Source organism: Rhizobium leguminosarum bv. viciae (genome assembly GCF_012276115.1).
Taxonomy (GTDB): Bacteria; Pseudomonadota; Alphaproteobacteria; order Rhizobiales; family Rhizobiaceae; genus Rhizobium; species Rhizobium leguminosarum_T.
The window spans coordinates 477,713-502,473 of record NZ_WIEU01000002.1 but is presented as its reverse complement, the minus strand read 5'-3'; the positions used below and the strand labels follow the sequence as shown (position 1 = coordinate 502,473).

At 61.2% G+C, this 24,761-nt stretch carries 19 protein-coding genes and 1 pseudogene; 6 read left to right on the top strand and 14 right to left on the bottom strand.

Annotated elements, in window-relative coordinates; translation table 11 throughout:
- Positions 1–76: 76 nt before the first annotated feature.
- A pseudogene (locus GFM02_RS05595) lies at positions 77–1,391 on the bottom strand (MFS transporter).
- 536 nt (positions 1,392–1,927) lie between these two features.
- Positions 1,928–2,596, bottom strand: a complete 669-nt coding sequence (locus GFM02_RS05590) for a hypothetical protein (protein WP_168321062.1) — start codon at positions 2,594–2,596, stop codon at positions 1,928–1,930.
- Positions 2,597–2,939: 343 nt separating this feature from the next.
- Between GFM02_RS05590 and GFM02_RS05585 the strand changes: the two genes are divergently transcribed.
- A complete protein-coding gene (locus tag GFM02_RS05585) occupies positions 2,940–6,227 on the top strand; it encodes a GH36-type glycosyl hydrolase domain-containing protein (protein ID WP_168321061.1) in 3,288 nt (1,095 codons plus the stop codon).
- 21 nt (positions 6,228–6,248) lie between these two features.
- Here the strand turns inward: GFM02_RS05585 and GFM02_RS05580 are convergent, their stop codons facing one another.
- The 9 genes from GFM02_RS05580 to GFM02_RS05540 form a co-directional block, all read right to left on the bottom strand.
- A complete protein-coding gene (locus GFM02_RS05580) occupies positions 6,249–6,989 on the bottom strand; it encodes a FadR/GntR family transcriptional regulator (RefSeq protein WP_168321060.1) in 741 nt (246 codons plus the stop codon).
- A gap of 144 nt (positions 6,990–7,133) precedes the next feature.
- Positions 7,134–7,898 (bottom strand): 2-dehydro-3-deoxy-D-gluconate 5-dehydrogenase KduD, encoded by a 765-nt coding sequence (kduD, locus tag GFM02_RS05575; protein WP_348643949.1) that lies wholly within the window; start codon positions 7,896–7,898, stop codon positions 7,134–7,136.
- Positions 7,895–8,731, bottom strand: a complete 837-nt coding sequence (kduI, locus tag GFM02_RS05570; protein WP_020052790.1) for a 5-dehydro-4-deoxy-D-glucuronate isomerase — start codon at positions 8,729–8,731, stop codon at positions 7,895–7,897. Before kduI ends, kduD begins: the two co-directional genes overlap by 4 nt.
- Before the next feature lie 625 nt (positions 8,732–9,356).
- Positions 9,357–9,503 carry a DUF1127 domain-containing protein gene (locus GFM02_RS05565; RefSeq protein WP_003594835.1) on the bottom strand — a complete coding sequence of 49 codons (147 nt, stop codon included), beginning with the start codon at positions 9,501–9,503 and terminating at the stop codon, positions 9,357–9,359.
- Between the two features lie 180 nt (positions 9,504–9,683).
- Entirely contained in the window at positions 9,684–10,664 is a 981-nt protein-coding gene (locus GFM02_RS05560; RefSeq protein WP_168321058.1) for a 3'-5' exonuclease, read from the bottom strand.
- Positions 10,665–10,749: 85 nt separating this feature from the next.
- Positions 10,750–12,129 carry an ATP-binding protein gene (locus GFM02_RS05555; RefSeq protein WP_168321057.1) on the bottom strand — a complete coding sequence of 460 codons (1,380 nt, stop codon included), beginning with the start codon at positions 12,127–12,129 and terminating at the stop codon, positions 10,750–10,752.
- Complete coding sequence (locus GFM02_RS05550) at positions 12,126–12,800, bottom strand: response regulator transcription factor (protein ID WP_168321056.1); 675 nt, start codon at positions 12,798–12,800, stop codon at positions 12,126–12,128. Before GFM02_RS05550 ends, GFM02_RS05555 begins: the two co-directional genes overlap by 4 nt.
- A gap of 122 nt (positions 12,801–12,922) precedes the next feature.
- Complete coding sequence (locus GFM02_RS05545) at positions 12,923–13,522, bottom strand: class I SAM-dependent methyltransferase (RefSeq protein ID WP_168321055.1); 600 nt, start codon at positions 13,520–13,522, stop codon at positions 12,923–12,925.
- 95 nt (positions 13,523–13,617) lie between these two features.
- Positions 13,618–14,508 (bottom strand): haloalkane dehalogenase, encoded by an 891-nt coding sequence (locus GFM02_RS05540; RefSeq protein WP_168321054.1) that lies wholly within the window; start codon positions 14,506–14,508, stop codon positions 13,618–13,620.
- On the opposite strand from GFM02_RS05540, the gene GFM02_RS05535 reads away from it, so the two are divergent.
- From GFM02_RS05535 to GFM02_RS05525, 3 genes are all read left to right on the top strand, one after another.
- On the top strand, positions 14,509–15,021 hold the full coding sequence (locus GFM02_RS05535; RefSeq protein WP_168321053.1) for a MarR family winged helix-turn-helix transcriptional regulator: 513 nt from the start codon (positions 14,509–14,511) through the stop codon (positions 15,019–15,021). It abuts the gene before it with no gap.
- Between the two features lie 62 nt (positions 15,022–15,083).
- Positions 15,084–16,346 (top strand): flavin monoamine oxidase family protein, encoded by a 1,263-nt coding sequence (locus GFM02_RS05530; protein WP_168321052.1) that lies wholly within the window; start codon positions 15,084–15,086, stop codon positions 16,344–16,346.
- Positions 16,347–16,585: 239 nt separating this feature from the next.
- Positions 16,586–17,617, top strand: a complete 1,032-nt coding sequence (locus GFM02_RS05525; protein ID WP_168321051.1) for an aldo/keto reductase — start codon at positions 16,586–16,588, stop codon at positions 17,615–17,617.
- 155 nt (positions 17,618–17,772) lie between these two features.
- On the opposite strand, the gene GFM02_RS05520 is transcribed toward GFM02_RS05525, so the two are convergent.
- Together GFM02_RS05520 and GFM02_RS05515 are read right to left on the bottom strand one after the other, a co-directional pair.
- A complete protein-coding gene (locus tag GFM02_RS05520; protein WP_168321050.1) occupies positions 17,773–18,417 on the bottom strand; it encodes a LysE family translocator in 645 nt (214 codons plus the stop codon).
- A gap of 131 nt (positions 18,418–18,548) precedes the next feature.
- Complete coding sequence (locus tag GFM02_RS05515) at positions 18,549–19,376, bottom strand: helix-turn-helix transcriptional regulator (RefSeq protein ID WP_168321049.1); 828 nt, start codon at positions 19,374–19,376, stop codon at positions 18,549–18,551.
- Between the two features lie 195 nt (positions 19,377–19,571).
- On the opposite strand from GFM02_RS05515, the gene GFM02_RS05510 reads away from it, so the two are divergent.
- The gene (locus tag GFM02_RS05510; protein WP_168321048.1) at positions 19,572–20,048 is read left to right on the top strand and encodes a carboxymuconolactone decarboxylase family protein; all 477 of its coding nucleotides are present in this window, start codon (positions 19,572–19,574) and stop codon (positions 20,046–20,048) included.
- Positions 20,049–20,119: 71 nt separating this feature from the next.
- Here the strand turns inward: GFM02_RS05510 and GFM02_RS05505 are convergent, their stop codons facing one another.
- Positions 20,120–21,904 (bottom strand): APC family permease, encoded by a 1,785-nt coding sequence (locus tag GFM02_RS05505; protein WP_168321047.1) that lies wholly within the window; start codon positions 21,902–21,904, stop codon positions 20,120–20,122.
- Between the two features lie 249 nt (positions 21,905–22,153).
- Between GFM02_RS05505 and GFM02_RS05500 the strand changes: the two genes are divergently transcribed.
- On the top strand, positions 22,154–24,523 hold the full coding sequence (locus GFM02_RS05500; RefSeq protein ID WP_168321046.1) for a DUF1989 domain-containing protein: 2,370 nt from the start codon (positions 22,154–22,156) through the stop codon (positions 24,521–24,523).
- Positions 24,524–24,761 lie beyond the last annotated feature (238 nt).

The following is a 24,761-nucleotide window of genomic DNA, read 5'->3' as shown; positions in this document are numbered from 1 at the left end:
GAATTTATTCTGCGACAAGGTCAGAACCCTACCCCGCGATCCCGAGATGGAAGCCAACGCATCGGCCAAACGGCTTCTAGGCCAGCTTGGCACTGCGCGTCTCGGCATCGATGAAATAGGCTGCAGCACCTGCCATCAGCAGCAAAGCAGCGAAAATCCCGATGACCAGGCCGAAATCTTTAGTCACAAAAAGACCGATCAACGATGGCGCAAGCAGACCTCCAAGCCGAGCCATAGCACCGGCGGCACCCATTCCGGTTGCCCTGGATGCAGTGGGATAAAGCTCTGGCGTATAGGCGTAGAGTGCACCCCACGTGCCAAGCAGCGCGAAACTCATAATCAGCAATGACGACGCTACCAAGAGTGCGGTTGAGCCGACGACAAACAAAACGGATCCCATCGCGGAAAGGATGCAAAATGCCACAAGCGTTGGACGCCGCCCCCACTTTTCGACGCCGTAGGCAGCGAGCGCATAGCCGGGAATCTGGGCAAGCGCGATCAGCACAAGAAAACCGTAGCCTCGAACGAAGCCAAAGCCGTCCCCGGCAAGTTTCGGAGGCATCCAAGTGAAGACACCATAGTAAGAAATGGACACCAGAAACCAAACCGCGAGGATCAGAAGGGTTCGACGCCGCAGAGCGTGGGAGAATATTCCGATACTACGCGTCGGTGTCGCAGGCGCGATGTCGACCCCTTGTCCCAGAGCACTGCGGCCATTCACCAGGACCATCCGGTCGATGATCGCCTTTGCATCTCCACCCCTTCCCTTGCGCAGAAGATAGAGCGGCGATTCCGGCACGAAAAACCGCAGACCGAAACCGATAATCGCCGGGACCGCTGTAACGGCAAAGATAAACCGCCAGGCTTCGGCCACGTTCCAGAGACTGAGCAGCCAGGCTGCAAGTGCGACAATGAGGGTTCCGACGGGCCCAGAAACCCTCCAGCAGCACCAGCCACCTGCCTCGGTTCTTCGCCGGTAGGAATTCGGCCATCATCGCATAGTCCACCGGCAACGTCCCGCCGACTGCTGCACCGGTCAGGAAGCGCATGAAAAGGAGGAAGGTGAAGTCTGGCGCGAAAATTGACAGCGTGCCAAAGACGGCATCACAGGAGACAGTCGCGATCAGAACGCCGCGACGGCCGATCCTATCGGCAAGCCTACCAAACCCCATTGCGCCCAAAAACATGCCAAGGAAAAACACCGTGCCCGTCTGAAGCGCCTGCGGCACCGTTAGTTCGAAGCTCGTGGCGATCGAAGCCGCTGTGAAGCCCACTGCGATGACCTGCATGGCGTCAGCTGCCCAGACCAAGCCGAAGATGGCCATCAGCCGTCGCTGATATCGTCCTGCTCCCGCGTGGTTGAGAGCATCGTCGATGGTGATTGTGGTCATTTGTTCCCATCCCCGGCTGCCGTGGTTCGCTCATAGCGCATACAGCCCAAAAGATCACACCCGCAAGCCGCGATGGCCATTTGCCAGCTTTACCTGGGCGTTTTATGACATTCGAATTGGATGCCGGTCGATCAAACCCGGCAGCAACCCGTGATTTTCGCAGACAAAAAAAGAGGGCCGACGGAGAACCGTGGCCCTTTAAGTGTGAAGGTATAAACCTCCAGAGGGGAACAGCTGAAACGACGGAACTGGGAGGAAAGCCGTCGTGTTGCATCAGCTATAATCACCATGCTCCTTTTTTGACCAGTTGGAAAACATTTTTTGTGCAATGCAGCTATGCAACGGCGGACTATCCAGCCGAAGGAGCCGTGGAGGATGGATCTTGAACGCTGCTACCGCGACCTGGGTTTTGAACTTTCTAGAAGGCGTCGATCTGGCGCCGGCCTAGGCCGCAATTAAAACGAGCCATCCAATGGAGAACAGGCCATGCGTGAGGACGCGATACCTTTGACCGGGTTCGACGATATCGCTTGATTTTACTCGGCGTCGTCGTTTGCCTTTGGGAACAGTTGCAGCACATTTGACCCACCCGGGTGCGCGAGAGTGCGAGCCTTTGGGCGCTGCGAGCTATTTTCTCCAGCCTTTTGGACAGCTGAAACGAGACCTTCCCGCCGGCGATAATAATCTGGCTTGGCAGGCAGGGTGATGTCAAACTCTTCAAGCATACGCTCAATAATGTCCATCGCTTCAGCCGCCAGACCAGCATAACCTTCTTGGCGTCGTTCGAAGAAGCCATCGTAGCCGGGCCTGGAAAGGTCGAGACTATCCAACGCATAAGAAAGGGTCTTCACCCGGTTCGACAACCACAAAATTTCTTCTACAAGCTCGGCATTAAAAAGCCCCCAGTTTGCGTCCTGCGGAAGTGCAAGGGTTGGATCGGGAACGTGAAACGCGAATTGGCCTTCATCCATAGGATTGAATTCGGGCATGTCGTGAACGGCGGCATAGCTGGCTCCGACAAAATCATCTAGGGCCAGCACCGTCAGCATCGCTAGGTTTCTAACCTCGGCTTTCGGGCGCCGGTTGATCCCAGACTTCGCAAGTCGAATGACGATGGGAAGCAACGAGCCAGCGGCCAAACCGCCGGCACCGATGAACGCTCCCATTGCCATGATCCCTTGAGTGGTTTCGAAGAACTGCGTCAATAGTCACCTCGTTGAATAGGAGCTGCGAGTTGCGTCAAGAAGCACGCACAGATGGAATCAGCAGGTTCCGTCCCAGTTTGCCTTGAACTTAAACGATAGGGAACTCCGTTCCCGCGGTATGGCGCCATTGAGCATCTGACGGCATCATCGTCACCGGCCACCACAGTTCCTTTGAAGCTTTGGCAATGACCTATCGGTGCAACTATCGAATTGGAACATCAAGTGATATCGACTGGCCTGGCTTTCAAGGGCCTCATCGAGAACCGGCGATAGCGGTAAGATTTCTCTCAACTATTTTGCGTCATCCTCCAACTCCCTTCTGAAGCCAATCGACGAGATCTCAATGGCCACGGACCTTGACCGCAGTTTTCAAATGCCCCGACGCGACGAGCTTGGCCTCTTCACGATCAGCAACGGTTCCGGCCTATCGATATCGGCTTTGCCGAACGGCACACTGTTTGCCATCGAATATGCCGACGATAAGGGATCGGTGCAGATCAACCAGATCCAGGGCGCGCCGCTTACCGGCGGCATCGGCCGCCTTTATCTGCGCATCGGCGGGGCTGCACCTGACGTCGTCGAGCTTGTCGGGTCTCGCGCCGACGGCAGCTTCGGGCACGATGCGACGAGCCTCTCCTGGAGCGGCAAGAGAGGCGATATCGGCTACAATGTCCGCCTTGAGCTTCATCCCTCCGAAACAGCCTGGTTCTGGCGTGTCTCCATCCGGCATCGGAAGGATGGGACGCTGCCGGTCGATCTGGTGCTGATCCAGGACGTCGGCCTCGGCGATCGCGGCTTCCTGATGAACAGCGAAGCCTATGCCTCTCAATATGTCGATCATCATATCGCCGATCACGAGACCTTCGGCCCTGTCGTGATGAACCGGCAAAATCTCAAGCAGTCGGGCGTCCGCAACCCCTGGCTCGTGCAGGGCTGCCTCGATGGCGCGGCCGCCTATGCCACGGATGCGATCCAGCTGGTGCAGGCGAGCGACCGGCTCGACGACATGCTGGTCGGCCCCTTCGGCACCAACCTGCCGAGCAAACGGCGGCAGCAGGAGACGGCATGCCCCGCCATTCAGTCGAAATCGCTCTCCGTTCCGGCAAGCGGTGCGACCGCGACCTTCTTTGCCGTGTTCGCCGCTGACCATATCGAGGCGTCGAGCGATGCCGACCTTTCACGGCTTGACGAGCTCGCGGCGACAGACAGTGCGGCCGCCGATATCGAGGAGGTCGCGCCGGTCCGCAGCCTGCTCCAGGATGCTGCTTTGCTGAACGCCGAGGCGTTGGACAAAAAGGCGATCGGCAAGCTCTATCCGGAGCGGAGCCTGGAAGAGCGCGTCGACGGAAAGCTTCTTTCGTTTTTCGTCTCCGACGGCGTTTTGAACCGCCACGTGGTCCTGCGCGACAAGGAACTCATGGTGACGCGCCGTCACGGCGCGATCGTCAGAAGCGGTGAAAATATGCTGCTCGACGATACGACGCTTGCCGCGACCTGCTGGATGCAAGGCATTTTCGCGGCCCAGCTGACGATCGGCAATACGTCCTTTCACAAGCTCTTTTCGGTCTCTCGCGACCCTTACAATCTGACCCGCGCCAGCGGGCTGCGCATCATGGCGGATGTCGGCGCCGGCTGGCAGCTTCTGGCAGTGCCGTCGGCTTTCGAAATGGGGCTCAGCGATTGCCGCTGGATCTATCGCCTCCCCGAACGCACGATCATCGTGTCGGCGGTCGCCTCCGGCGAGAATGCGGCGATGCAGTGGACCGTCTCCGTCGAGGGCAAGCCATGCCGCTTTCTGGTGTTCGGCCATGTCGTGCTTGGCGAGCGCGAATATGACGCCGGCGGGCAGATCGAATTCGATCCGTCGGGCAAACGCATTCTTTTCCGGCCGGACCCGACCTGGCTCTGGGGCGAGCGTTATCCCCATGCAGGCTATTGGCTGGTGAGTTCGACGCCCGACGCGATCGAGGAAATCGGCGGCGACGAACTGCTCTACAGCGATGGGGTAACACGCAATGGCGCCTTCGTGGCGCTCCGATCCCTGATGACGCAGGCGCTCTGCTTCGCCGTCGTCGGCTCGATGACCGATGCGGCGGAAGCCGAGCGACTGGCGCAACGTTATGAGGCCGGCGTCACCGATGAAGCTATGCTTGCACCGGCATCAAAATTCTGGCGGAACACCGTGCGCGGCCTGACGATCGCCAGCACCTCGCCCGACCTCGCGGCGCAGACGACCCTGCTGCCCTGGCTCGCGCATGACGCGATCGTGCATCTGAGCGTACCGCACGGCCTCGAGCAATATACAGGTGCGGCCTGGGGCACACGCGACGCATGCCAGGGGCCGATCGAATTCCTGCTCGCCTACGAGCATGATCGCGAAGCCAAGGAGGTGCTGAAGACCGTCTTCAGCGAACAATACCTGGAAAAAGGCGATTGGCCGCAATGGTTTATGCTCGAGCCCTATGCCAACATCCGGGCGGGCGATAGTCACGGCGACATCGTCGTCTGGCCGCTGAAGGCGCTGTGCGACTATATCGAAGCGAGCGGCGATCTCGCCATCCTCGACGAGAAAGTCTCCTGGCGCGACGAAAAGACGATGACCCGCGCGCCGGAGGCCGACACCATCGCAATCCATGTCGAGAAGCTGCTTGATAGCGTTCGCGAAGCTTTCATCCCTGGAACGCATCTGATCCGTTATGGCGAGGGAGATTGGAACGATTCCCTGCAGCCGGCCGATCCGCATCTGCGCGACTGGATGGTCAGCAGCTGGACCGTTGCCCTGCTCTACGAGCAGATCGTCCGTTATTCCGCGATCCTGCGCCGCCTCGGCCACGGCGACAAAGCCAAGGGCCTGAGGAAGATCGCAACGGCGATGCGCCGGGACTTCAACCGTCATCTCGTGCGCGACGGCGTCGTTGCCGGCTACGGTATCTTCGATCCCGCCCATGACGGCGTCGAATTGCTGCTGCACCCGAGCGACCGGCGCACCGGCCTGCATTTCTCGCTGATCTCGATGACGCAGGCGATGCTTGGCGGCCTCTTCACGCCGGTTGAGAGACGCGATCATATGAATCTGATCGAAGAGCATCTGCTCTTCCCCGACGGCGTGCGGCTGATGGAAAAACCGGCGACCTATGCCGGCGGCCCCGAGACGCTGTTTCGGCGGGCCGAATCCTCCTCCTTCTTCGGCCGCGAGATCGGGCTGATGTATGTGCATGCGCATCTGCGCTATTGCGAGACGCTGGCGCTGGAGGCGGAAGTGGACGAACTCTGGAAGGCGATCGCCGTCGTCAATCCGATTTCTGTCACCACGGCGCTGCCGCATGCATCGCTGCGCCAGCGCAACACCTATTTCAGCAGCAGCGACGCGGCTTTCCATGACCGTTATCAGGCAACGGCCGAATGGGAACGCGTCAAGGCGGGAGAGATCGCCGTCGACGGCGGATGGCGCATCTATTCAAGCGGCCCGGGGCTCTACACCAGGAGCTTCGTCGAAAATATCCTGGGCTTCAAACGGCGCTTCGGCCGGCGCAAACGCAAACCGCTTCTGCCCGCAATCCATGCCTCTGCCGATCTGCAAACCGATCACGCCGCCTGGCGGCGGCTGTTGAAGCCGAAACCCAAGGCGTAACAGTTCAGGACGAGGCGCTGTCTATGCAGTAGCGTCGCGGAGCTCTTCGAAGCGCGCGGCACTCTTCGATAGGTGGCTTCGGATGGCGCGGCGCGCGGCAGCCTCGTCCCGGTCGCGGATCGCCGCGAAGATGGCGTGGTGTTCCCTGCGCATGCGCGCCGCGTGGCGCTTGCGCTCGGCTGATGTCATCTTGTCCAGGCGCGCCCATTGCCGCGGCACCATGATGTTACCGAACGTGTCGAAGAGGCGGCCGTAATAGGAGTTTTGCGTCGCGACCAGAATGGACCGGTGGAAGGCGTAGTCCTCCTGCGCGCCGTACCCGCCTTCTTCGAGCGCCTTGTCGAGGGCATCGAGCCGGTCCTGCATGCGGTCGATATCCTCCTGTGTGCGCCGCAGTGCCGCAAGACCGGCAGCTTCATATTCGACCCCCATGCGCAGTTCCAGCACGCGCAGGACCTCGTCGATCGACTGCAGGTCGTTCGGAATGATGGAGAAGGATCGGGGCGTCGGATCGTTCGAGACGAAAGCCCCAAGGCCTTGCTGCGTGGTGATCAGCCCCTTCGCGCGCAGCGCGGCGAGCGCTTCGCGAACGATCGTCCGGCTGACGCCGGTTGCCGTCATGATCGCCTGTTCGGTCGGCAGGCGCTGGCCTGGCTTCAGGTCGCCGGACTCGATTTGCGCCGTCAACATGTCGGCAAGGTTGCTGCGCAGGTTCGGCGCCTGCTGAATGGTATTGAAGACCGCGTTGTCCTTATCTGCCATCCTGTTTCGAAATCCTGGTGTCGAGGCGGCTGCGCCGACCCCGTTTCCTGTTCGTTTCCGCATCCACGCCGATGGGGGTGGGCAGAGGCACTAAAGCGCGTCGCGATCTTTCAGATTAGCTCCCCGCGCTTTAGCTGAGACCGATTACCGAGCCAGCCAACCGCCATCGACGGGCAGCACCGTTCCATGCACGTAGTCGGATGCCGACGATGCCAGGAATACGGCCGCACCGCCGAGTTCGGACGGCGTTCCCCAGCGCCCGGCCGGGATCCGGGCAAGGATGGCGGCATTGCGGTCGGCATCTTCGCGCAGCGCCGTGGTGTTGTTGGTCACGAAGTAGCCGGGGGCGATGGCGTTGACGTTGACGCCCTTGCCGGCCCATTCGCAGGCAAGCAGCTTGGTCAGTCCGGCGAGGCCGCTTTTCGAGGCGGTATAAGACGGGATCCGGATGCCGCCCTGGAAGGAGAGCAGCGAGGCGATGTTGATGATCTTGCCCCTGCCCTTGTCGACCATATGGCGGCCGGCCGCCTGAGACAGGAAGAAGGCGGTCTTCAGATTGACGTCGATCACCGCGTCCCAGTCTTCCTCGGTGAAGTCGAGTGCATCGGCGCGGCGGATGATGCCGGCGTTGTTGACGAGGATGTCGAGGCCGCCGAAGGTCTGGATGGTCTGGGTAACGATCCCCTTGACTGGTTCGATGCTGGCGAGATCGGCCTTGACGACATGGAAGCGGCTTCCCGCTTCCTGCACCAGCGCCTCGGTTTCGTCCATCGAGGAGCGTCCGACGGCGACGATCGACGCGCCGGCCTGCGCCAACGCTGCCGCGATGGCCTGGCCGAGACCCGTATTGGCGCCGGTGACGACGGCAACCCGGCCGGAAAGGTCGAAGGGATTTGCCACGACGCTCACCTCAGATCCGCAATGGCGATATGGTCCATGTCGGTGAAGCTCTTATTGTCGCCGGCCATCGCCCAGATGAAGCTGTAATTCTTGGTGCCGGCACCCGAATGGATCGACCAGGGCGGCGAGATGACCGCCTGTTCGTTGGCGACAAGCATATGCCGGGTCTGCTGCGGCTCGCCCATGAAATGGAACACACGCTGCTCCGCTTCGAGATCGAAATAGAGATAGGCTTCCATGCGGCGGTCATGCGTATGTGCCGGCATTGTGTTCCAGACGCTGCCCGGCTCGATCATGGTGAAGCCCAGAGTGAGTTGGCAGGACTGGCAGACGTCCGGATGGATGAACTGGTAGATCGACCGCTTGTTGGCCGTCGCGGCTTCGCCCGGCGTCAGGTGACGAGCCTTTTCGCGGGTGAGCAATACGGTCGGGTGCGCCTGATGCGCTGGCGTCGAGACCAGATAGAACTTTGCCGGATTGGCGGCATCCGCGCTCTCGAAGCTGATGTCCCTGGCGCCCTTGCCGACATAGAGGCAATCATATTTGGCAAGATCGTAGTGCGTGCCGTCGACGATGATGCGGCCGGCACCGCCGATGTTGAGCGCGCCGAGTTCGCGCTCGGCAAGGAAGGTTTCCTGTCCGATCGCCGTCGGCGCCGTCAGCGTCAGCCCGGGGCCGAGCGGCGTCGCGCCGCCGATGACCATCCGGTCGTAATGCGAATAGGTGAGCCGGATCTCGCCGCTCGCGAAGACGGTTTCCACCAGAAAGTGACGCCGCAGCGTCTCCGTGTCGAAATTGCGCACGGCCTCTGGATGGGAGGCGTGCCTCACGTCGATCTGCATGTCAATTTTCCTTCCGCTTCATTGTCGCTACGGGTCGTCGCTATTGCGGAAGCCGGTCTTGTCCGGCCTGTTCCGCTGCGGCGGTATCCATCCGGTTACATAGTTGTACGACAAGTTTGGTGTCAACATGTTTGTCGGTGCGCGTTTGAGGAGACGTAAGGCCCGCAAGAGCGCGAAGCGAATTTGGGATAGACAGGAGAATTTCCGGAGATGATGACGCCATCATCCAAGCAATGGATCGCAAGCGGTCGTTCTTGGCGCGATCCGGCAGTGCTATCGGCCAAAACGAAAAAGCCTGCCGCGGGAGGAGGTGCGGCAGGCTTTCGTAAAAAACCGAACGACAGCTGGGAGGAGGAGTGCTGTCATTCCACAGACGACCCTGGGAGGAGGATGGGGCGCCTGTACATCGAAGGGACGCGGGAGGAGGTGCATCGCTTCGATAGAAATAATCATACTTATTTCTTGCTCAGTTGATAGGCATTTCTTTGCAGGGCAGCTATGCGTTATGCGAAAAGCGGGAGGCTCGATTGCCCTGGTCCATTCGCTGGAAGCACAAAAGCAAAGCGCCCGCTCGGGAGGAAGCAGGCGCTGGCATGGTCTTGAAGATGCTTGGTCTAAGCTGCCGTTAACGGGCGATGGCTGCGCGGGCGACGTTGCGGATGTCGCCGCGGCCGATGCCGAGGTCGTCCAGTTCGCGAGCGGACATACGACCCAGTTCAGCGACCGTCTGACGGTACTTGCGCCAGTTATTGAAAGAGCGTGCTACGTTCATGATGATCCCCTTTCGTGGGCTTTCGAAGCTTAGCTGCCAGTCCTTGGCGCTTCGTTCGCTTCGATGAGGTGTATATAATACGAGACCGCTGATTATTGCAGCGCCAATGCATCAGTGCACCTATGCGGCACTTGCATGGGTCGCCATATCTTGCAGCTCAGGGTCCGAACCGCTTCGCGGTCAGAGTTTGAAACGATCGAAGGCCGTCAGCCGTACGATCGGCGGCTCCGCCTCGGCCCATCGGTAAATATCCGAGCGCAGATAGGAGAGTTCGTCGTCGAGATCCTCTTCGCCGACTTCGATCCACCAGGACTTCAGGCGGCCGTCGCTGCCGTCCGACCAGCGATAACCCCTCCCCTTCAGATGATCCTTCATCTCGAACGGGCTGTGTTCGGCAAAGATACGGACGCGCGAACGCTGGCTGGCGCGGTAAAGCTCGGTGAACGGGCTTTCACCGCCGCGCTGCTCTCGATCGAGGATTTCCAGCAGTGCGTGGCAGTCGTCCACGGCGCGATGGCCTTCGTGGAAATACCCGGCCTGGCCGACGAGATAGCCGAGCTTCGTACCCTCGAAGCCGCGGCCGCTCCAGTCGATCTCCGAAACCGAGCATGCCCAGGCCTTGCCGGTGAAAATCTTCGAGAAGGCCTCGCAGAACGGCCGGTCGAAACCGGCATTGTGGGCAATGATCAGATCCGCCGGCTCGATCAGAGTTCTCAGCGATTGGATATCGATGAGCTGTCCTTCGACCATCGCATCGGTGATACCCGTCAGCCGGGTGATCTCGGGCGGGATCGGCCGGGACGGCTGTTGCAGGCCGCCGTAAATGCCGACGATATCGCCGATCGTGCCGTCATCGTCGAAGGTGAAGGCGATGGCGCCGATTTCGATGATCTCGTCGTTGCGGTGGTTGAGACCTGTGGTCTCCGTATCGAGGATGACGCCGAGCCGCGAAAACCCCGGCTGTCTGACTGATGCAATCGGCCGGGCGGCCAGTTTTCTCAAGATGCGATAGTTGCCGCTCTCTTCGAGCGCCCGCGCCATGTCTTCATTGGAGTGGACGACCGGCTGCGATGGCCGCCGGTGCGATGGACCGCGTGCCTTGGCCGTCGCGGGCGACGCCTTGGCAAACATGTCGAGTTGCGAATCTCTGTGCACGCTCATCGAATCTATATGTCATGAAGAGGCGATTTAATCCATCGCACGGACAGCACCACGCCTTTTCGAGAGGCGCCGCTAGCACCTTGAATTATGCAGTCGCCAGATGTGGTGGAGTATCAACATGTGCCGTTTTGTCCGTCGGGAAGCTCAGCCGGCAGACCGCGCCGGGACTGTAGTTGTCGATCGTCACCTCACCGCCGTGCATGCGCAGGATGTCGCGGACGAGATTAAGGCCGAGGCCGGCACCGCGTCCGTCGTGATGGCGCTTGAAGAACGGCTCGAATATGCGATCGCGCATATCGGCGGGGATGCCCGGTCCCTCGTCCCTGACTTCGATCCAGTTGCAGCCTGATGTCAGCGAGATGGTGCCTTTCCTGCCGCCATGGTTGATCGCGTTCTGCAGGATGTTCATCAGGGCGCGCTGCAGCGCCAGAGGATCGCCCTCGATCTCGCCGGCGCCGTCGACATCGAACTGTACCGTGTAGCCGGCGGCAAAGGCCAGCGGCGCCATCTCGATCATGACCTTCCTCGCCAACTGGCCGAGATCGACCTTGGTGAACTGGACCTTGCCCTGTTTCAGCCGCTGAAGATCGAGCATCTGCTCGGTGAGTACGGCGAGCCTGGCTGCATCTTCCAGGAGGTCGGTCTTGATCGAACTGTGCGGCAGGGCCCCAATTCTCGTATTCAGAATGGCGATCGGCGTGCGCAGCTCATGGGCGGCATCGGTCAGAAACCGTTCTTGCCGCTCGTAACCCTCGTCGAGACGTCCGAGCGCGCGGTTGACGGCGTGCACCAGCGGCGCGATCTCTTCGGGAATATCGTGTTCCGACAGCCGGCCGCCACGCTGGTCGATATCGATCGTATCGGCCTGGAGTGCGGCCTGATCGATCCCGACCAGCGATCGTCGCACGACGAGCGGCGTCGCGATCAACGCACCCAACGCCATCACTGCGACGATCGGAATAACTATCTTCGCAAGAACCAGCGAAAGCTTGAGCAGGATGAAGGTGGACGAGATGGGGCCGTCGGTGCCCGTCAGAAACTGCACCTGTCCCCAATCCGTCGCAATCCACTTCATCCGGGCAGCCGGACGGTCGTGGTCGCCGAAATTCGCGCCGAACTCGGCCTCGCCGACATGATCGAGCGTATTGCCGATTGTAGCATATTCTTCCGGAATCCGGCCCCCGGTCAAAACATGTCCCTGCATGTCGCGGACAGTATACCAGAGATCGGGCGCGTCCTTGCGCAGCTGCCGCAGATCCTCGGTCTCCCTCAGGCTCAACTCTCCGGTGGGCTGGCGGAAGACGGCCTGGCGCAGGATCTCGATCGTGCCCTCCGTCGACCGGTATTCGGATATCTTGCCAACCGAAATCAGCACGATCATCACCAGGATGAGCACGACCGATTGCACGGCAAGAAGGCGCCAGAACAGGCGCTTGCGCAGCGAATAGGAGCATCGTTTGCTCATGATGCTTCCCGCAGGAGATAACCCACGCCCCGGATAACGTTGATGACCACGCCTGCTTGCGATGCCGCCAGTTTGCGCCGCAACCGCGATATGTGGGAATCGAGCGCGTTCGACTGGATCTCGTCGTCGAAGCCAAAGACCGCTTCCATCAAGGCCGGTCGCGGCACCATGCGGCCGGCACGGCGCATGAGGCATTCGAGCACCAGCGCCTCCCGGCGCGGCATTTCCAGACGCAGCCCGGAGACGATGATGTCGCAATAGGTCGGATCGAACGAAAGACGGCCGATCGAGATCAGCGCCGGGCGCAAGGTTTCGGAGCGGCGCATCACGGCACGCAGCCGCGCCAGAAGCTCGTCGAAGACGAAGGGTTTGGCAAGGTAATCGTCGGCGCCGGTCTCAAGGCCGGTGATCCTGTCTGGGACCTCTCCCTTGGCGGTGATGACGATGATCGGCAGCGTCAGCCCCTTCTTGCGGATCTTCGGAATAAGTTCGAGGCCATCGCCGTCAGGCAGTTGCCGATCCAGAAGGACGGCGTCGTAGGCGCCGTCGCCGACCACCAGTTCGGCGTCGCACAGCGTCGAAACATGATCCATCACCATGTCGTGCCTGGTCAGGGCGCCTCGGAGCGCCACGGCCATTTGAGGTTCATCCTCGATCAGTAATATGCGCATCTCACATTCCTATCGGGGGCCGTCGGTCCATAGGCGGAAACCATATCACCCTCGAACAAGTCTGCGATGCCTGTCGCGCATTGAATGCCGGATCGGCTCGTAGCAAAGGATCGTATCCGTCATCACGCGCGGCGCTGCTCGATCAATATCATGGGCTGGTACCTGCGGCTGATCCGATAGACCGCGGCCGGCGGGATATTGCGCAACGTCCAGCCGATCCTCGTGGCGACAAGGCCGAGGGAGTCGAGGATTTCGACGGGCACCGGGCATTTCGCCCCGTAGGTGAACTGATAGAAGGCACCGTGCGGCCTGAGGTTGGAAAAGCAGCCCTCGAGGAGCGTCCGCACGTCCTCCGGCCGCATGGCAAGAAGCGGAAGCCCGCTGACGACACCGCCGAAGAAGCTTCCAGAAAGCGCCGTCTTCCACATCTGCCGCACGTCCACCCGCAGCACCCTGGCATCGGGAAAGCGGCCTTGAAGCAGGGTGGCGAAATCCCGCTCGTATTCGACCAGCGTCAGATCGCGCTCGGCAATGCCGCGTTCCAAAAGGGCCGCGGTGAAAACGCCGGTGCCCGGACCGAGTTCGAGAACCGGCCCGATTAACGTAGAAATTTCCTTGGTCATCAGGCCCGCAAGGCGGGGGCCTGACGGCGTGATCGAGGCGATGCGCAGCGGCGCGCGAAGCCAGGCAAGAAGAAAGCGTCGTCGATCGAAACGTGGCATGGGACCTTCACGGTGGCTGATTGATCCCACCTATGAACCGGATCAACATTGCAACAGTCTGTCATGTCGCAGTCACGGTGCCGCCGAGCCAGATCTTATGCGCGCGCCGCGGCCTTCCGGCGCGCTGTTCTCAGCCCGCTCCTGTCGATCCAACTTTTGATTTCGGCGGCAATCGCCTCGGGCTGGTCCTCGGGGGCAATGTGGCGCGCCGGCCCGCACCGTCTGATCTCCAGGCCTGCGATGTTGTCGCGGCACCACGAAATCATCTCGCTGCCGATCAACAGCGTTTCGGAGGGACCGTCGAAGGTCAGCAACAGCTTGGGAACCTCAGGACTGGCGGAAAGCCAGCGGTCATAGGCCTCGATCCTGGCGACTACATCGGCCGGCTCGCCGTTGATCGGCATGGCACGCGGCCATTCCAGCAGCGGGCGCCGGCTGTTACGGTCCGGATAGGGTGCGCGGTAGACATTCCAGTCGGCATCGCCGAGCCCTTTCAGCGTGGTCGCGCGCAAGGCCTGTTCGATGAAGAAATTTTCGTCGAGGACCTTGGCCTCGCCGGTTCCGGCACCCCGCAACAGTTCATAACGCGCCTTTCCGCCGCCTGGCAGATCCTCCCAGCTCATCGGCCGCAGAATGGTTTCCATGAAGGCGATGCCGCGCACCCGCTCGGCGTTGCGCGAGGCCCAGTCGAATGCCAGCGCGCCGCCCCAGTCGTGGCCGACGAGCACAATGTCGTCGAGGGCAAGCGCATCGAACCAGGCGTCGAGATAGGCGATGTGATCGCCATAGCGATAGCCGATGTCGGGTTTGCCGGAGCGCCCCATGCCGATCAGATCGGGCGCCAGGCAGCGGCCTGACCCGATACCGGGCATGATGTTCCGCCAGAGATGCGATGAGGTGGGATTGCCGTGAAGGAAGACGATCGGGTCGCCCTCCCCCAGCTCCTCGTAGGAGATGAACGAGGTGAGGATATCGATGGTCGGCATATGGAGCTCCACGCTTTCGTGCTATATAGGCAGGCGACTGTCCATTTATCATATAGACAGGTAACTGTCTATATTGCTGCGCGGGGTTTCATGTCGTCGTCTTCCCTTGGCCTGTTGTTGCGTCTGGTCCATCAGCATTGGACGCAGGCCGTCGAAGCGGCACTCGATGAGGCCGGCTACGGCGATATCCGCCCGCCGCACGCCAATGTCTTCACCTTCGCGCGGCCCGAGGGCATCCAGGTCAGCGACCTGACCAAGCTCGCCCGTGTTCGCAAGCAGACGATGACGCAGGCCGTGGAAGAACTCGAGCGCTTGGGTTATGTCGAGCGCCGGCCTGATCCGAACGACCGCCGCGGCCGGCTGGTGTTTCTGACGGAAAAAGGCCAGGGGGTCAGGCCGATAGCGATGGCGGCGGGCCGGCGTGTCGATGAAAGCTGGGCGGCCTTGACCAGCCAGCAGCAGATGGACGATCTGCGGACAGCACTCCGGCGGCTGCTGGAACAGCTGCAATAGCAAGCGGGTTGGCATGAGCGCGACCCTTTCCACTTAACCGTCGCACGACCGAAGGAGAATGTATGCCTGGTGACAACAGCAAAGGTGCCGACGAGGATGTCGTTATCATCGGCGCCGGTGCCGCCGGCATTGCCGCCGCCCGTCGCCTGCTGGCAATCCGCCCGGATCTGTCCATCCTCCTGCTTGAAGCTGGCGATCGTCTCGGCGGTCGCGCCTGGACGGCCAGTCTGCCTGAAGCGTTCGACATCGGGCTTGATCTCGGCTGCGGCTGGCTGCATGGCGCGCGGACCAATGCCTGGACTGCGATCGCCGGCGAGGTCGGACTGACGGTCGACCGCACGCCTGCGCCCTGGAACGATGGCGGACGGCGGCTTCAGCGGGATGACGCGAAGGCGCACGCCGCAAGTCAGGCGATCGGCGCCTATTTCAAGCGCCTCGAGAGCCACGCGGGGAATGATGCGGCCATGGCCGATATGCTCGAGCCCGGCAATCCCTGGAACGGCCAGATCCGGGCGGTCGGCACCTATATCACCGGCGCCGAATTGGAGCGGTCGTCGGTCGTCGATTACAACCGATACGATCCCGGCCCTGGCCCTGACTGGCGGGTGCGCGAGGGTTATGGAACGCTGGTCTCGCTTTACGGCAAGCCGGTTCGGGCAAGACGCGGCACCGAGGTTACGCGCATTGACCATCGTCATGCCGGCCGTATCGTCATCGAGACGAACCAGGGTGTGCTCAGTGCCCGCGCGGTGCTGGTGACCGTTTCGACGAATGTGCTTGCCGCCGGCAAGATCGCCTTCGACCCGCCTTTGCCTGACAAGATCGAGGCAGCGGCCCGTTTGCCGCTCGGGCTCGCCGACAAGCTCTTTTTGAAGCTCGCAAATCAGGAGGCGCTGCCGGCGGACACGCATATGTTGGGCTCTACCCGTCACGGTGCGACCGGCACCTATCAGCTCCGGCCATTCGGCGCTCCCGTCGTCGAGGCCTATTTTGCCGGCGACCTCGCGCATGATCTGGAGGGGCAAGGAAGAGAGGCTGCCTTCTCCTTCGCTGGAGACGAACTGGCGGCACATTTCGGTGCCGACATCCGCAAGGAGCTGTCGGTCGCCGCGATGTCGGCCTGGGCAGCGGCGCCCCATATCGGCGGCTCCTATTCCTACGCCGAACCCGGCGCCTCCGATCAACGCGGCCGTCTCGCCGCGCCGCATGACGAGCGGATCTTCTTTGCCGGCGAGGCCTGTTCGACCTCGCGTTATTCGACGGCGCACGGCGCCTACGAGACCGGTGTCGCCGCAGCCGATCGGATCGCCGGCTCGTTGTCGTAAGATCCGTGCCTTCGCCGGCTGCGACGGCAGGCAGGAATATTTTTTTCTCACTTGGTCGCGCGGGCGGGATTGGTTATGCTCCCCCTCGCCTCTGTGCTCCCAGCCCAGGGCGCTATACGTCATCCGGCGGCAAGCGGCCGCCTCAAGCACAATATTGTCATTGTCATTGATTGCAGGAGCCCCGGCTTCTACCCCGACGTTTGCACGTCGGCTGCGGGTATCCGCATGAGGAGGAAGAAATGGATTATCGCAAGCTCGGTCCCAGCGGGACCGTCGTCACCGCCTATTGCCTCGGCACCATGACCTTCGGCGCGGAGGCCGATGAGGCCGCCTCGCACAAGCTGCTCGACGATTATTTCGCCTGGGGCGGCAATTTCATCGATACCGCCGATGTCTATAGCGCCGGCAAGTCGGAAGAGATCATCGGACGCTGGCTGAAGGCGCGCCCGACCGAGGCCCGCCAGGCGATCGTCGCCACCAAGGGGCGGTTCCCGATGGGCAACGGCCCCAACGATATCGGCCTGTCGCGCCGGCATCTTGGCCAGGCGCTCGACGATTCGCTCCGCCGCCTCGACCTCGAGCAGATCGACCTTTACCAGATGCATGCCTGGGACGCGCTGACGCCGATCGAGGAGACGCTGCGTTTCCTCGACGATGCGGTTTCCTCCGGCAAGATCGGCTATTACGGCTTCTCCAACTATGTCGGCTGGCACATCGCCAAGGCCTCGGAGATCGCCAAGGCGCGCGGCTATACCCGCCCGGTGACGCTGCAGCCGCAATATAACCTGCTGGTGCGCGACATCGAACTCGAGATCGTCGCGGCCTGTCAGGATGCCGGCATGGGTCTGTTGCCGTGGTCGCCGCTCGGCGGCGGCTGGCTGACCGGCAAATACAAGCGCGACGAGATGCCGACGGGTGCCACCCGCCTCGGCGAAAACCCCAATCGCGGCGGCGAATCCTATGCGCCGCGCAATGCGTTGGAACGAACCTGGGCGATCATCGCTGTCGTCGAGGAGATCGCCAAGGCGCATGGCGTCAGCATGGCGCAGGTGGCGCTGGCCTGGACGGCAGCGCAGCCGGCGATCACGTCCGTGATCCTCGGCGCCCGCACGCCCGAACAGCTCGCCGACAATTTGGGCGCGACGAAGGTCAAGCTTTCCGACGACGAGATGGCCAAACTGAACGATGTGAGCGCGCCTCAGCCGTTCGACTATCCCTATGGAAAGGGCGGTATCAACCAACGCCATCGCAAGATCGAGGGCGGCCGCTGAGCCTTCCTTCTGTCTCCGAACAAACCCTGTCCGCTTCTCGCCGAAGCGGACAGGGTGCCAGGACGATCGACCGGCGCCGAGAAAATTCTGTTCTAAATTAAAGAGTTAGAACATGATGTCGCCCGAAAACCGCTTACACTTTTCGGCATCATGCTTTAGCGGCGGCTGCTTCGGTTCCCCGCAAAGGCAGCCATCAGCCCAAGGCCGATCAACAGGACCCCGCTGACATAGCGTTCGGCCGTGAGATAGCGGCGATTGCGCCTCAACCAGTTGCCCGCGATACCGGCGGCGAACGCGTAGCTGCCGTCGGTTATGATGCCGAGGCAGGTGTAGATCAGACCCAGGAAGGCGATCTGCATCGTTGCGTGACCCCGATCTACCGCGACGAACTGGGGCAGGAAGGCAAGAAAGAAGAGCGCGGTCTTGGGATTGAAGAGATTGACGACGAATCCGTCGCGGAGAAGGCGTGCGTAGCCGAAGGGCTTCAAGTGGGTGTCGGTGTCGGGAAGTTCGTTTCGGCCGAAAATCTTCTTGAACCCAAGCCATATCAGATATGCCGCGCCCGCGTATTTGACGGTGCTGAACGCTAAAGCCGACGAAGCCAGGACCGCTGACAGGCCCAATGCCGCGACGATGACATGCACCAGTGTCGCAGCGTGAATGCCGAGAATCGATGCAAAGCCGGCGAGGCGGCCCTGCTCAACCGAGCGGGCAAAGATATAGAGAACCGCCGGCCCTGGAATCAGGAGCAGGGCCAAGGAAGCGCCGATAAACAACCAGATATTGTCGAAGGTTGGCATGATAATCGCCCTGCTCCTGTTTTCCGCTTCGTCTTGCGAGCATTCGCTGGGGCCAGCCCGTGGTCATCCCGCGGGAGCCATTGCGCAAGAGTGGACAGTATGCACAGGTGGAAGCACCGCTGTCTTGAACGCTATAAACCTTTCGCATAGTCGGCGGGCGTCACGCCCGTCGTCTGCTTGAACAGCCGGGAGAGATGGCTCTGGTCCGCGAAGCCCACCATCTCGGCCACCTCGGCTGGTGGCGTGCCTGACCGAAGCAACTCCCGCGCGCGGCTCAGTCGCAATTGCCTCTGATAGGCATGCGGCGGCAGCCCGACAAACGAGCGGAAGGACCGCACGAGGTATATTGGGTTCAGCCCGACCAACCGGGCAAGGTCGGCAAGGGCAATGCGCCTGTCGTATTTGGCGTCGAGAAATTCACGAACGGTCGTGACGTGCCGCGGTTCTCTCCCTGCTTCGATCCTTGTGTGCCGCTCCCCGGAATAAGCGGCCAGCGCCGCAAGACCAGCTGTCAGTAGCGTCTCGGCTTCAAACGCGTCATCGTCAGTTTCGAGGTATCGATGAGCACTGCCAAGGCTCTGAAAAAGCTTGATATCTCCAAGGCATAACAATCGCTCGAACAGCGGAAGGTGTGTCGCCCCAGGATCGAGTACTGCATATTGTAAAAACGCAGGCGATACGAATAGGCAGCGGTAGTTCAACGCCTGTTCGTCGGCCGGCAAGCACATGTGAACGACGCCGGGTGCAAGGACGTTTATGTTGCCTGGTTTCAGGGCGACCTGAGGCTGACCATATTGGAACGCCATCGTTCCGCGTTCGTGGAGATGGATGGCGTAGGTATCGTGGAAGTGTTTCGGAAAGCGATGCTGCGTTCCCGACGCCCGCAGCAATTCCACTTCGGCTACGGCGTCGTTACGCCAGATTCGAATGCGCCCCGCATCCTGCTTCATCTGCACCATTCGATAGTCTTTCTACAGACCGTCTCCGCCTTCAAGTGATTTCCATAACAATCTTGCCATCGACCGTCTGCTGGAAAAGGCCGCGCGGTGAGGCATGCGGCGCCACTGGCCGCATAAATCAAAAATTTCCGTGAGCCGTCACATCGGGAGATTCCGGCCCGTCATGATATCGGCAACAACAGAAGGAAGCCAATCATGACGACAAAAATTGATCTCTTCGCAGCTGCCCCTTCGCTGATGAAGTCTTGGCAGCGGACATCGATCGAACTCGACGTCGCTGCCAATTTCGACCCGATCCTTTCCGAACTGGTCAAAATCCGCGCCTCGCAGATCAATGGCTGTGCCAACTGCATCAATCTCCATGCGTCCGAAGCGCGCGAGAATGGCGAAACCGAGCAACGCATCTACCTGCTGCCGGCCTGGCGGGAGGCACCTTGCTATACCGATCGCGAACGCGCTGCGCTCGGCTGGACCGAAGCCCTGACACGCCTTTCCGAAGGACGAGAGCACGCGACCGCTTACGAAACCCTCAAGGCCGAGTTCACGGAAGAAGAGCAGGTCAAGCTCACCGTGATGATCAACATCATCAGCGGCTGGAACCGCATCGCTGTCGGCTTCGGCCTCTATGTCGACGCGGCCACGGTCAAGGCCGCCAGGGCTTCTGCCGCCTGACCGTCCCAAGCGGTAGAAAAGCCGCCATGTTTCCATGGCGGCTTGGCGGCCTATCTGCTTGGGAGGCGATTTTAGGCCGGAAGCTGGAAGATCACGTTGGCGATCAGAACGATTGCCAGGCCGCCGGCGAGTGCGAGATAGGGCAGGATGCCGGCTTTCTTGACGCCGAGATCCTGGCCGACGAGGCCAAGATCTTCCATCGCGCCGGCCGGGAATTTGCCGCCGTCGCGCACATAGTGGCGATAGGCGAAGACCGGCAGGATCAGGGCGGCGAAGATGAAGCCGACCCAGAGCGCATTGGAATAACCCCAGACCTTGGCACCGGCGCCGAGAAACAGCGCGTTGACGAAGGCCAGCACGGTATTGAGGCCGATCAGCCAGGTCGGCGCCTTCCAGGGGCGTTCGATATGGCCGGAATCCATCCGGTGGATCCAGCCGGAATTGAGGTTCAGGAAGTTGAAGATGATGTAGCCGACATTCGAGACGGCGAGCACGAAGAAATAGCCGCCGACATCCGAGGCGATCGCCAGCAGGAAGAGATTGAAGGCGAAATCGGTCCACATCGCCCGCGTCGGCGCGCCGTGTTCGTTGACGTGGTCGAGATATTTCGGCAGCCAGCCATCCTTCGAGCCCTGGTAGAGCGTGCGCGAGGAACCGGCCATCGCCGTCATGATGGCGAGGAAGAGCGCCATGATCATCAGTACGACGAGCAGCTGGGTAACGACGCGGCCGGCGCCGATCAGGCCGCCGAGCGCTTCGGCAACACCGGTGCCATCGACGATCCCGGGGGCCAGCATGCCTGCATGGCCGAGAACGCCCTGGAAGGCGAAGGGCACGAGGAAAAAGAACAGGCAGCAGGCAAGGCCGGAATAGAAGATCGCCTTGAAGGTGTCGGTCTTCGGGTTCTTGAGTTCGCGGGTGTAGCAGACGGCCGTCTCGAAGCCGTAGGTCGACCAGGCAGCGATATAGAGGCCACCGAGGAAGAGTGTCCAGCCGCCGTTGCTCCAGGTGCCGTCGGCAGCGGAATAGGCGGCTGTCGGCGGCACGAGACCGGTAACGTTGGTGGCAAGGATCTGGCCGCTGACGATCGGGTAAAGGCCGATGATCAGCAGCGGCACCAGCACGATGATGGCCAGCCACTTCTGCACGCTTGCCGTTTCCGAAATGCCACGATGCTGGATGGCGAAGATGATCAGCATCAGCATGCCGCCGATGAAGAAGGTGGCATTGATATTGGCGGTGGCAAGGAAGGGAATGCTGAAGCTGAAGAGCGACCAGCTGCGGATCGCCGGCGTCAGGGCGGCGACACCGTCGGTGCCGAGCAATGCCTTGACGGCGTCATCCGGCGTCGTGCCGGCATGGGCTGCAATATATTCGGCGACGCGGGGGCTGTCGGCCGTGACGGAAGCGGCATGCGCTGAGATCCAGTCGAGGACCATTTGCGAATCCGCTGCCGGAATCGGGTAGAATGCGTTAAGGATGTAGCCGGCGGCGATGGCGCAGCCGAGCGACAGCACCGGCGACCAGGCAAACCAGTTGCACCAGACGGAGAGCGGCGCGATGAATTTCGAATAACGCAGCCAGGCGGTAGCGCCATAGACCGAAGCGCCGCCGGACTTGTTGGCGAACATGCCGGCGATCTCGGCATAGGTGAAGGATTGCAGGAAACCCATCACCATCGAGATGATCCAGACGACGAAGGCGAGTTTGCCCGTCGTGCCTGCGATGCCGCCAATGGAGAAAAGAACGAGCGGCGGCACGCCCGCAGCCACCCAGAATGCGCCCTTCCAGTCGAGCGCGCGTACAAGCTTACCTTCGGTGCCGGATGCAATCCCGGCCTCCACAACGTCTGTCATCGGTGAAATTCCCCATTCTATTTGTTCCGGACGTATCTTTGTACGTCTCCCTGAACGTGTCTCCCTGACAGTCTCAAGCCGGCCCGGATGATTTTGGCGATCCGTGTTCCCGACGGATTCCCGAGTCTCAACTCTTTATGCATAGTGAAGATATTTTCTTTTTAGTCAACATCACTTTACTTTCCCGGGGCATTTTGTAACCTGCATGGGTGGGTGTCCGTGGACATCCGATCCTCCCATGAGGGCAGTATGCGAGAACTTCATCCTGCTATGACAGGCCTGCGGCCGGCCGCTCCGAGCCTCGTGCATTATCCCGGCATTCCCACCCTGCCGGAGGGAACGGAGCGCTACAGGGCAAAGGGCGGCGGATCGGTCGTTATGCGCGTCGAGCCGGGAGACCGCGTCAGCGTCATCGACAGCGAGGGCGGTCAGCTCTGCGAGATCTCCTTCCTCGACGAGAAAGGGCGCTTCCTGGCGGCCGGTCTCGGAACGGCATTCAGCAATTCAGCCGAGGGTTTGAAGGCCATTCTTCAAGCGGAGGATGAGAGTGCTGCCCGCACGCGTGCGGCACTTCAGCGTCGCGGCGCCGATCTGGCGGCGGCCGGCGCGCTCTGCATTTTCGGGGCGGGATCGACGCCGGGCAGCCGGGCGGATTTCACGATTTCCATGAAGGGTCTGCTGATCGTCGCAGCACCCGCCGGCGCCATGTCGCCGGAGGCGCAGGATACGGCGACGCCGATCGAGATCAGGATCAAGCGCAGCCTGCTGATCCGCGATTACGCTTCCGCTTTGCCGGAACCGGCCGCCGATCCGGTCGAGGATATCCGCATCCGGGCGGCGACCGCCGCAGCCTATTTCGTGCGTGCCGGCGAATTCATCCAGATCATCGATGTTTATGGACGCCAATGCACCGATTTCCAGGCGTTTGCCGCCCGCAAGGTCGACAAGGGTCTCGACCTCGCGCTCGATTCCACCGTCACCCGCACGCTGCTCGGCCGCAGCTATCCGATGCCGGGTCTCCCCTCCAAGGCCTTCGACCGAGACTTCGAGCCGCTGGTCGAAATCGTCCAGGATACGGTCGGACGTCACGACGCTTTCGCGACCGCCTGCAATTCGCGCTATTACGACGACATGGGTTATCCCGGCCACGTCAACTGCACGGATAATTTCAACGCGGCGCTGGCGCCCTACGGCATTGCCGGCCGCAAGGGATGGGAAGCGCTGAACTATTTCTACAACACCAATATCGACCACAACAACCAGCTCTATCTCGACGAGCCCTGGTCGCGTCCGGGCGATTACGTGCTGATGCGGGCGCTGACCGATCTCGTCTGTGTCTCTTCGTCCTGCCCCGACGATATCGACGCTGCGAACGGCTGGGATCCGACGGATATCCACGTCCGCACCTTTTCCGGAAAAGAGAAATTCTCACGAGCGGTGGCCTATCGCATGACCCCAGATGCAGACGCCGAACTGACGCGCGAAACCGCCTTCCATCCCCGCCTCTCCGCCTTGACGCGGGACTACACCGAATATCGCGGCTATTGGCTGCCGAACCGCTTTTCCAGCGAAGGGCCGGTCGAGGAATACTGGGCCTGCCGCGAGCGCGCCGCCGTCATCGACCTCTCGCCCTTGCGGAAATTCGAGGTGACGGGGCCGGATGCCGAGGAGCTGCTGCAATATTGCCTGACGCGCGACGTGCGCAAGCTGTCGACCGGCCAAGTCGTTTATTCCGCCATGTGCTACGAAAACGGCGGCATGATCGATGACGGCACGCTGTTCCGGCTCGGCGACAAGAACTTCCGCTGGATCGGCGGCGATGATTTCAGCGGCATATGGCTGCGCCAGCAGGCCGAGAAAAAGGGCTTCAAGGCCTGGGTCCGCTCCTCGACCGATCAGATGCACAATATCGCCCTGCAGGGGCCGAAGAGCCGCGATATCCTCAAGGAGATCATCTGGACGGCGCCGCGCCAGCCTGATATCGGCGAACTCGAATGGTTCCGTTTCACCGTCGGCCGAATCGGCGGCTTCGAGGGTGCCCCGGTCGTCGTCTCGCGCACGGGTTACACCGGCGAGCTCGGTTACGAGATCTTCTGCCATCCGAAGGATGCGCTGACGGTGTTTGACGCCGTCTGGGAGGCAGGCCAACCGCACGGGTTGAAGCCGATGGGACTGGAGGCGCTCGACATGGTCCGCATCGAGGCGGGCCTGATCTTCGCCCATCACGAATTCACTGACCAGACGGATCCGTTCGAGGCCGGGATCGGCTTCACGGTGCCGCTGAAATCCAAGCAGGACGATTTCATCGGCCGCGAGGCGCTGATCCGGCGCAAGGAGCATCCACGTCATCTGCTCGTCGGTCTCGATATTAAGGCCAACGAGGCGGTCGGCCATGGCGATTGCATCCATATCGGCCGGGCGCAGGTGGGCGTTATTACCAGCGCCACGCGCTCGCCGATCCTCGGCAAGACGATCGCGCTCGCCCGCATCGATGTGATGCATGCAAGCCCCGGCACCGAGGTCGAGATCGGCAAGCTCGACGGCCATCAGAAGCGCCTGCCGGCGACGGTCGTGCCGCTTTCGCATTACGATCCGCAGAAGACGCGGCCGCGCTCGTAACGCCTGCTTTTGAGGTCGGGAGACGGCGATTGCCGCCGACGCGCACGACCAATGAGATGCAATCTGATGGCGAATTGGTGGCTCAAAAAAACTAAAAGTTGACATATCCGGCTTTGATGATTATATCCCGGTGGTCGATATTGCTTGTTTGACTTTTGTTATCGCACGCTGGCAACGTGCCCTGGACGAACTTCCCTCTTCAAAATCGAGATCATCATCCGTCGTGCTTGCGCACGTG

Bases quoted from the DNA above. Each gene is read 5' to 3' on its own strand.
- GFM02_RS05585 (WP_168321061.1), top strand. From the start codon at position 2,940: ATGGCCACGGACCTTGACCGCAGTTTTCAAATGCCCCGACGCGACGAG.
- GFM02_RS05580 (WP_168321060.1), bottom strand. From the start codon at position 6,989: ATGGCAGATAAGGACAACGCGGTCTTCAATACCATTCAGCAGGCGCCG.
- kduI (WP_020052790.1), bottom strand. From the start codon at position 8,731: ATGCAGATCGACGTGAGGCACGCCTCCCATCCAGAGGCCGTGCGCAAT.
- GFM02_RS05565 (WP_003594835.1), bottom strand. From the start codon at position 9,503: ATGAACGTAGCACGCTCTTTCAATAACTGGCGCAAGTACCGTCAGACG.
- GFM02_RS05560 (WP_168321058.1), bottom strand. From the start codon at position 10,664: ATGAGCGTGCACAGAGATTCGCAACTCGACATGTTTGCCAAGGCGTCG.
- GFM02_RS05555 (WP_168321057.1), bottom strand. From the start codon at position 12,129: ATGAGCAAACGATGCTCCTATTCGCTGCGCAAGCGCCTGTTCTGGCGC.
- GFM02_RS05550 (WP_168321056.1), bottom strand. From the start codon at position 12,800: ATGCGCATATTACTGATCGAGGATGAACCTCAAATGGCCGTGGCGCTC.
- GFM02_RS05545 (WP_168321055.1), bottom strand. From the start codon at position 13,522: ATGCCACGTTTCGATCGACGACGCTTTCTTCTTGCCTGGCTTCGCGCG.
- GFM02_RS05540 (WP_168321054.1), bottom strand. From the start codon at position 14,508: ATGCCGACCATCGATATCCTCACCTCGTTCATCTCCTACGAGGAGCTG.
- GFM02_RS05535 (WP_168321053.1), top strand. From the start codon at position 14,509: ATGGAGCTCCACGCTTTCGTGCTATATAGGCAGGCGACTGTCCATTTA.
- GFM02_RS05530 (WP_168321052.1), top strand. From the start codon at position 15,084: ATGCCTGGTGACAACAGCAAAGGTGCCGACGAGGATGTCGTTATCATC.
- GFM02_RS05525 (WP_168321051.1), top strand. From the start codon at position 16,586: ATGGATTATCGCAAGCTCGGTCCCAGCGGGACCGTCGTCACCGCCTAT.
- GFM02_RS05520 (WP_168321050.1), bottom strand. From the start codon at position 18,417: ATGCCAACCTTCGACAATATCTGGTTGTTTATCGGCGCTTCCTTGGCC.
- GFM02_RS05515 (WP_168321049.1), bottom strand. From the start codon at position 19,376: ATGGTGCAGATGAAGCAGGATGCGGGGCGCATTCGAATCTGGCGTAAC.
- GFM02_RS05510 (WP_168321048.1), top strand. From the start codon at position 19,572: ATGACGACAAAAATTGATCTCTTCGCAGCTGCCCCTTCGCTGATGAAG.
- GFM02_RS05505 (WP_168321047.1), bottom strand. From the start codon at position 21,904: ATGACAGACGTTGTGGAGGCCGGGATTGCATCCGGCACCGAAGGTAAG.
- GFM02_RS05500 (WP_168321046.1), top strand. From the start codon at position 22,154: ATGCGAGAACTTCATCCTGCTATGACAGGCCTGCGGCCGGCCGCTCCG.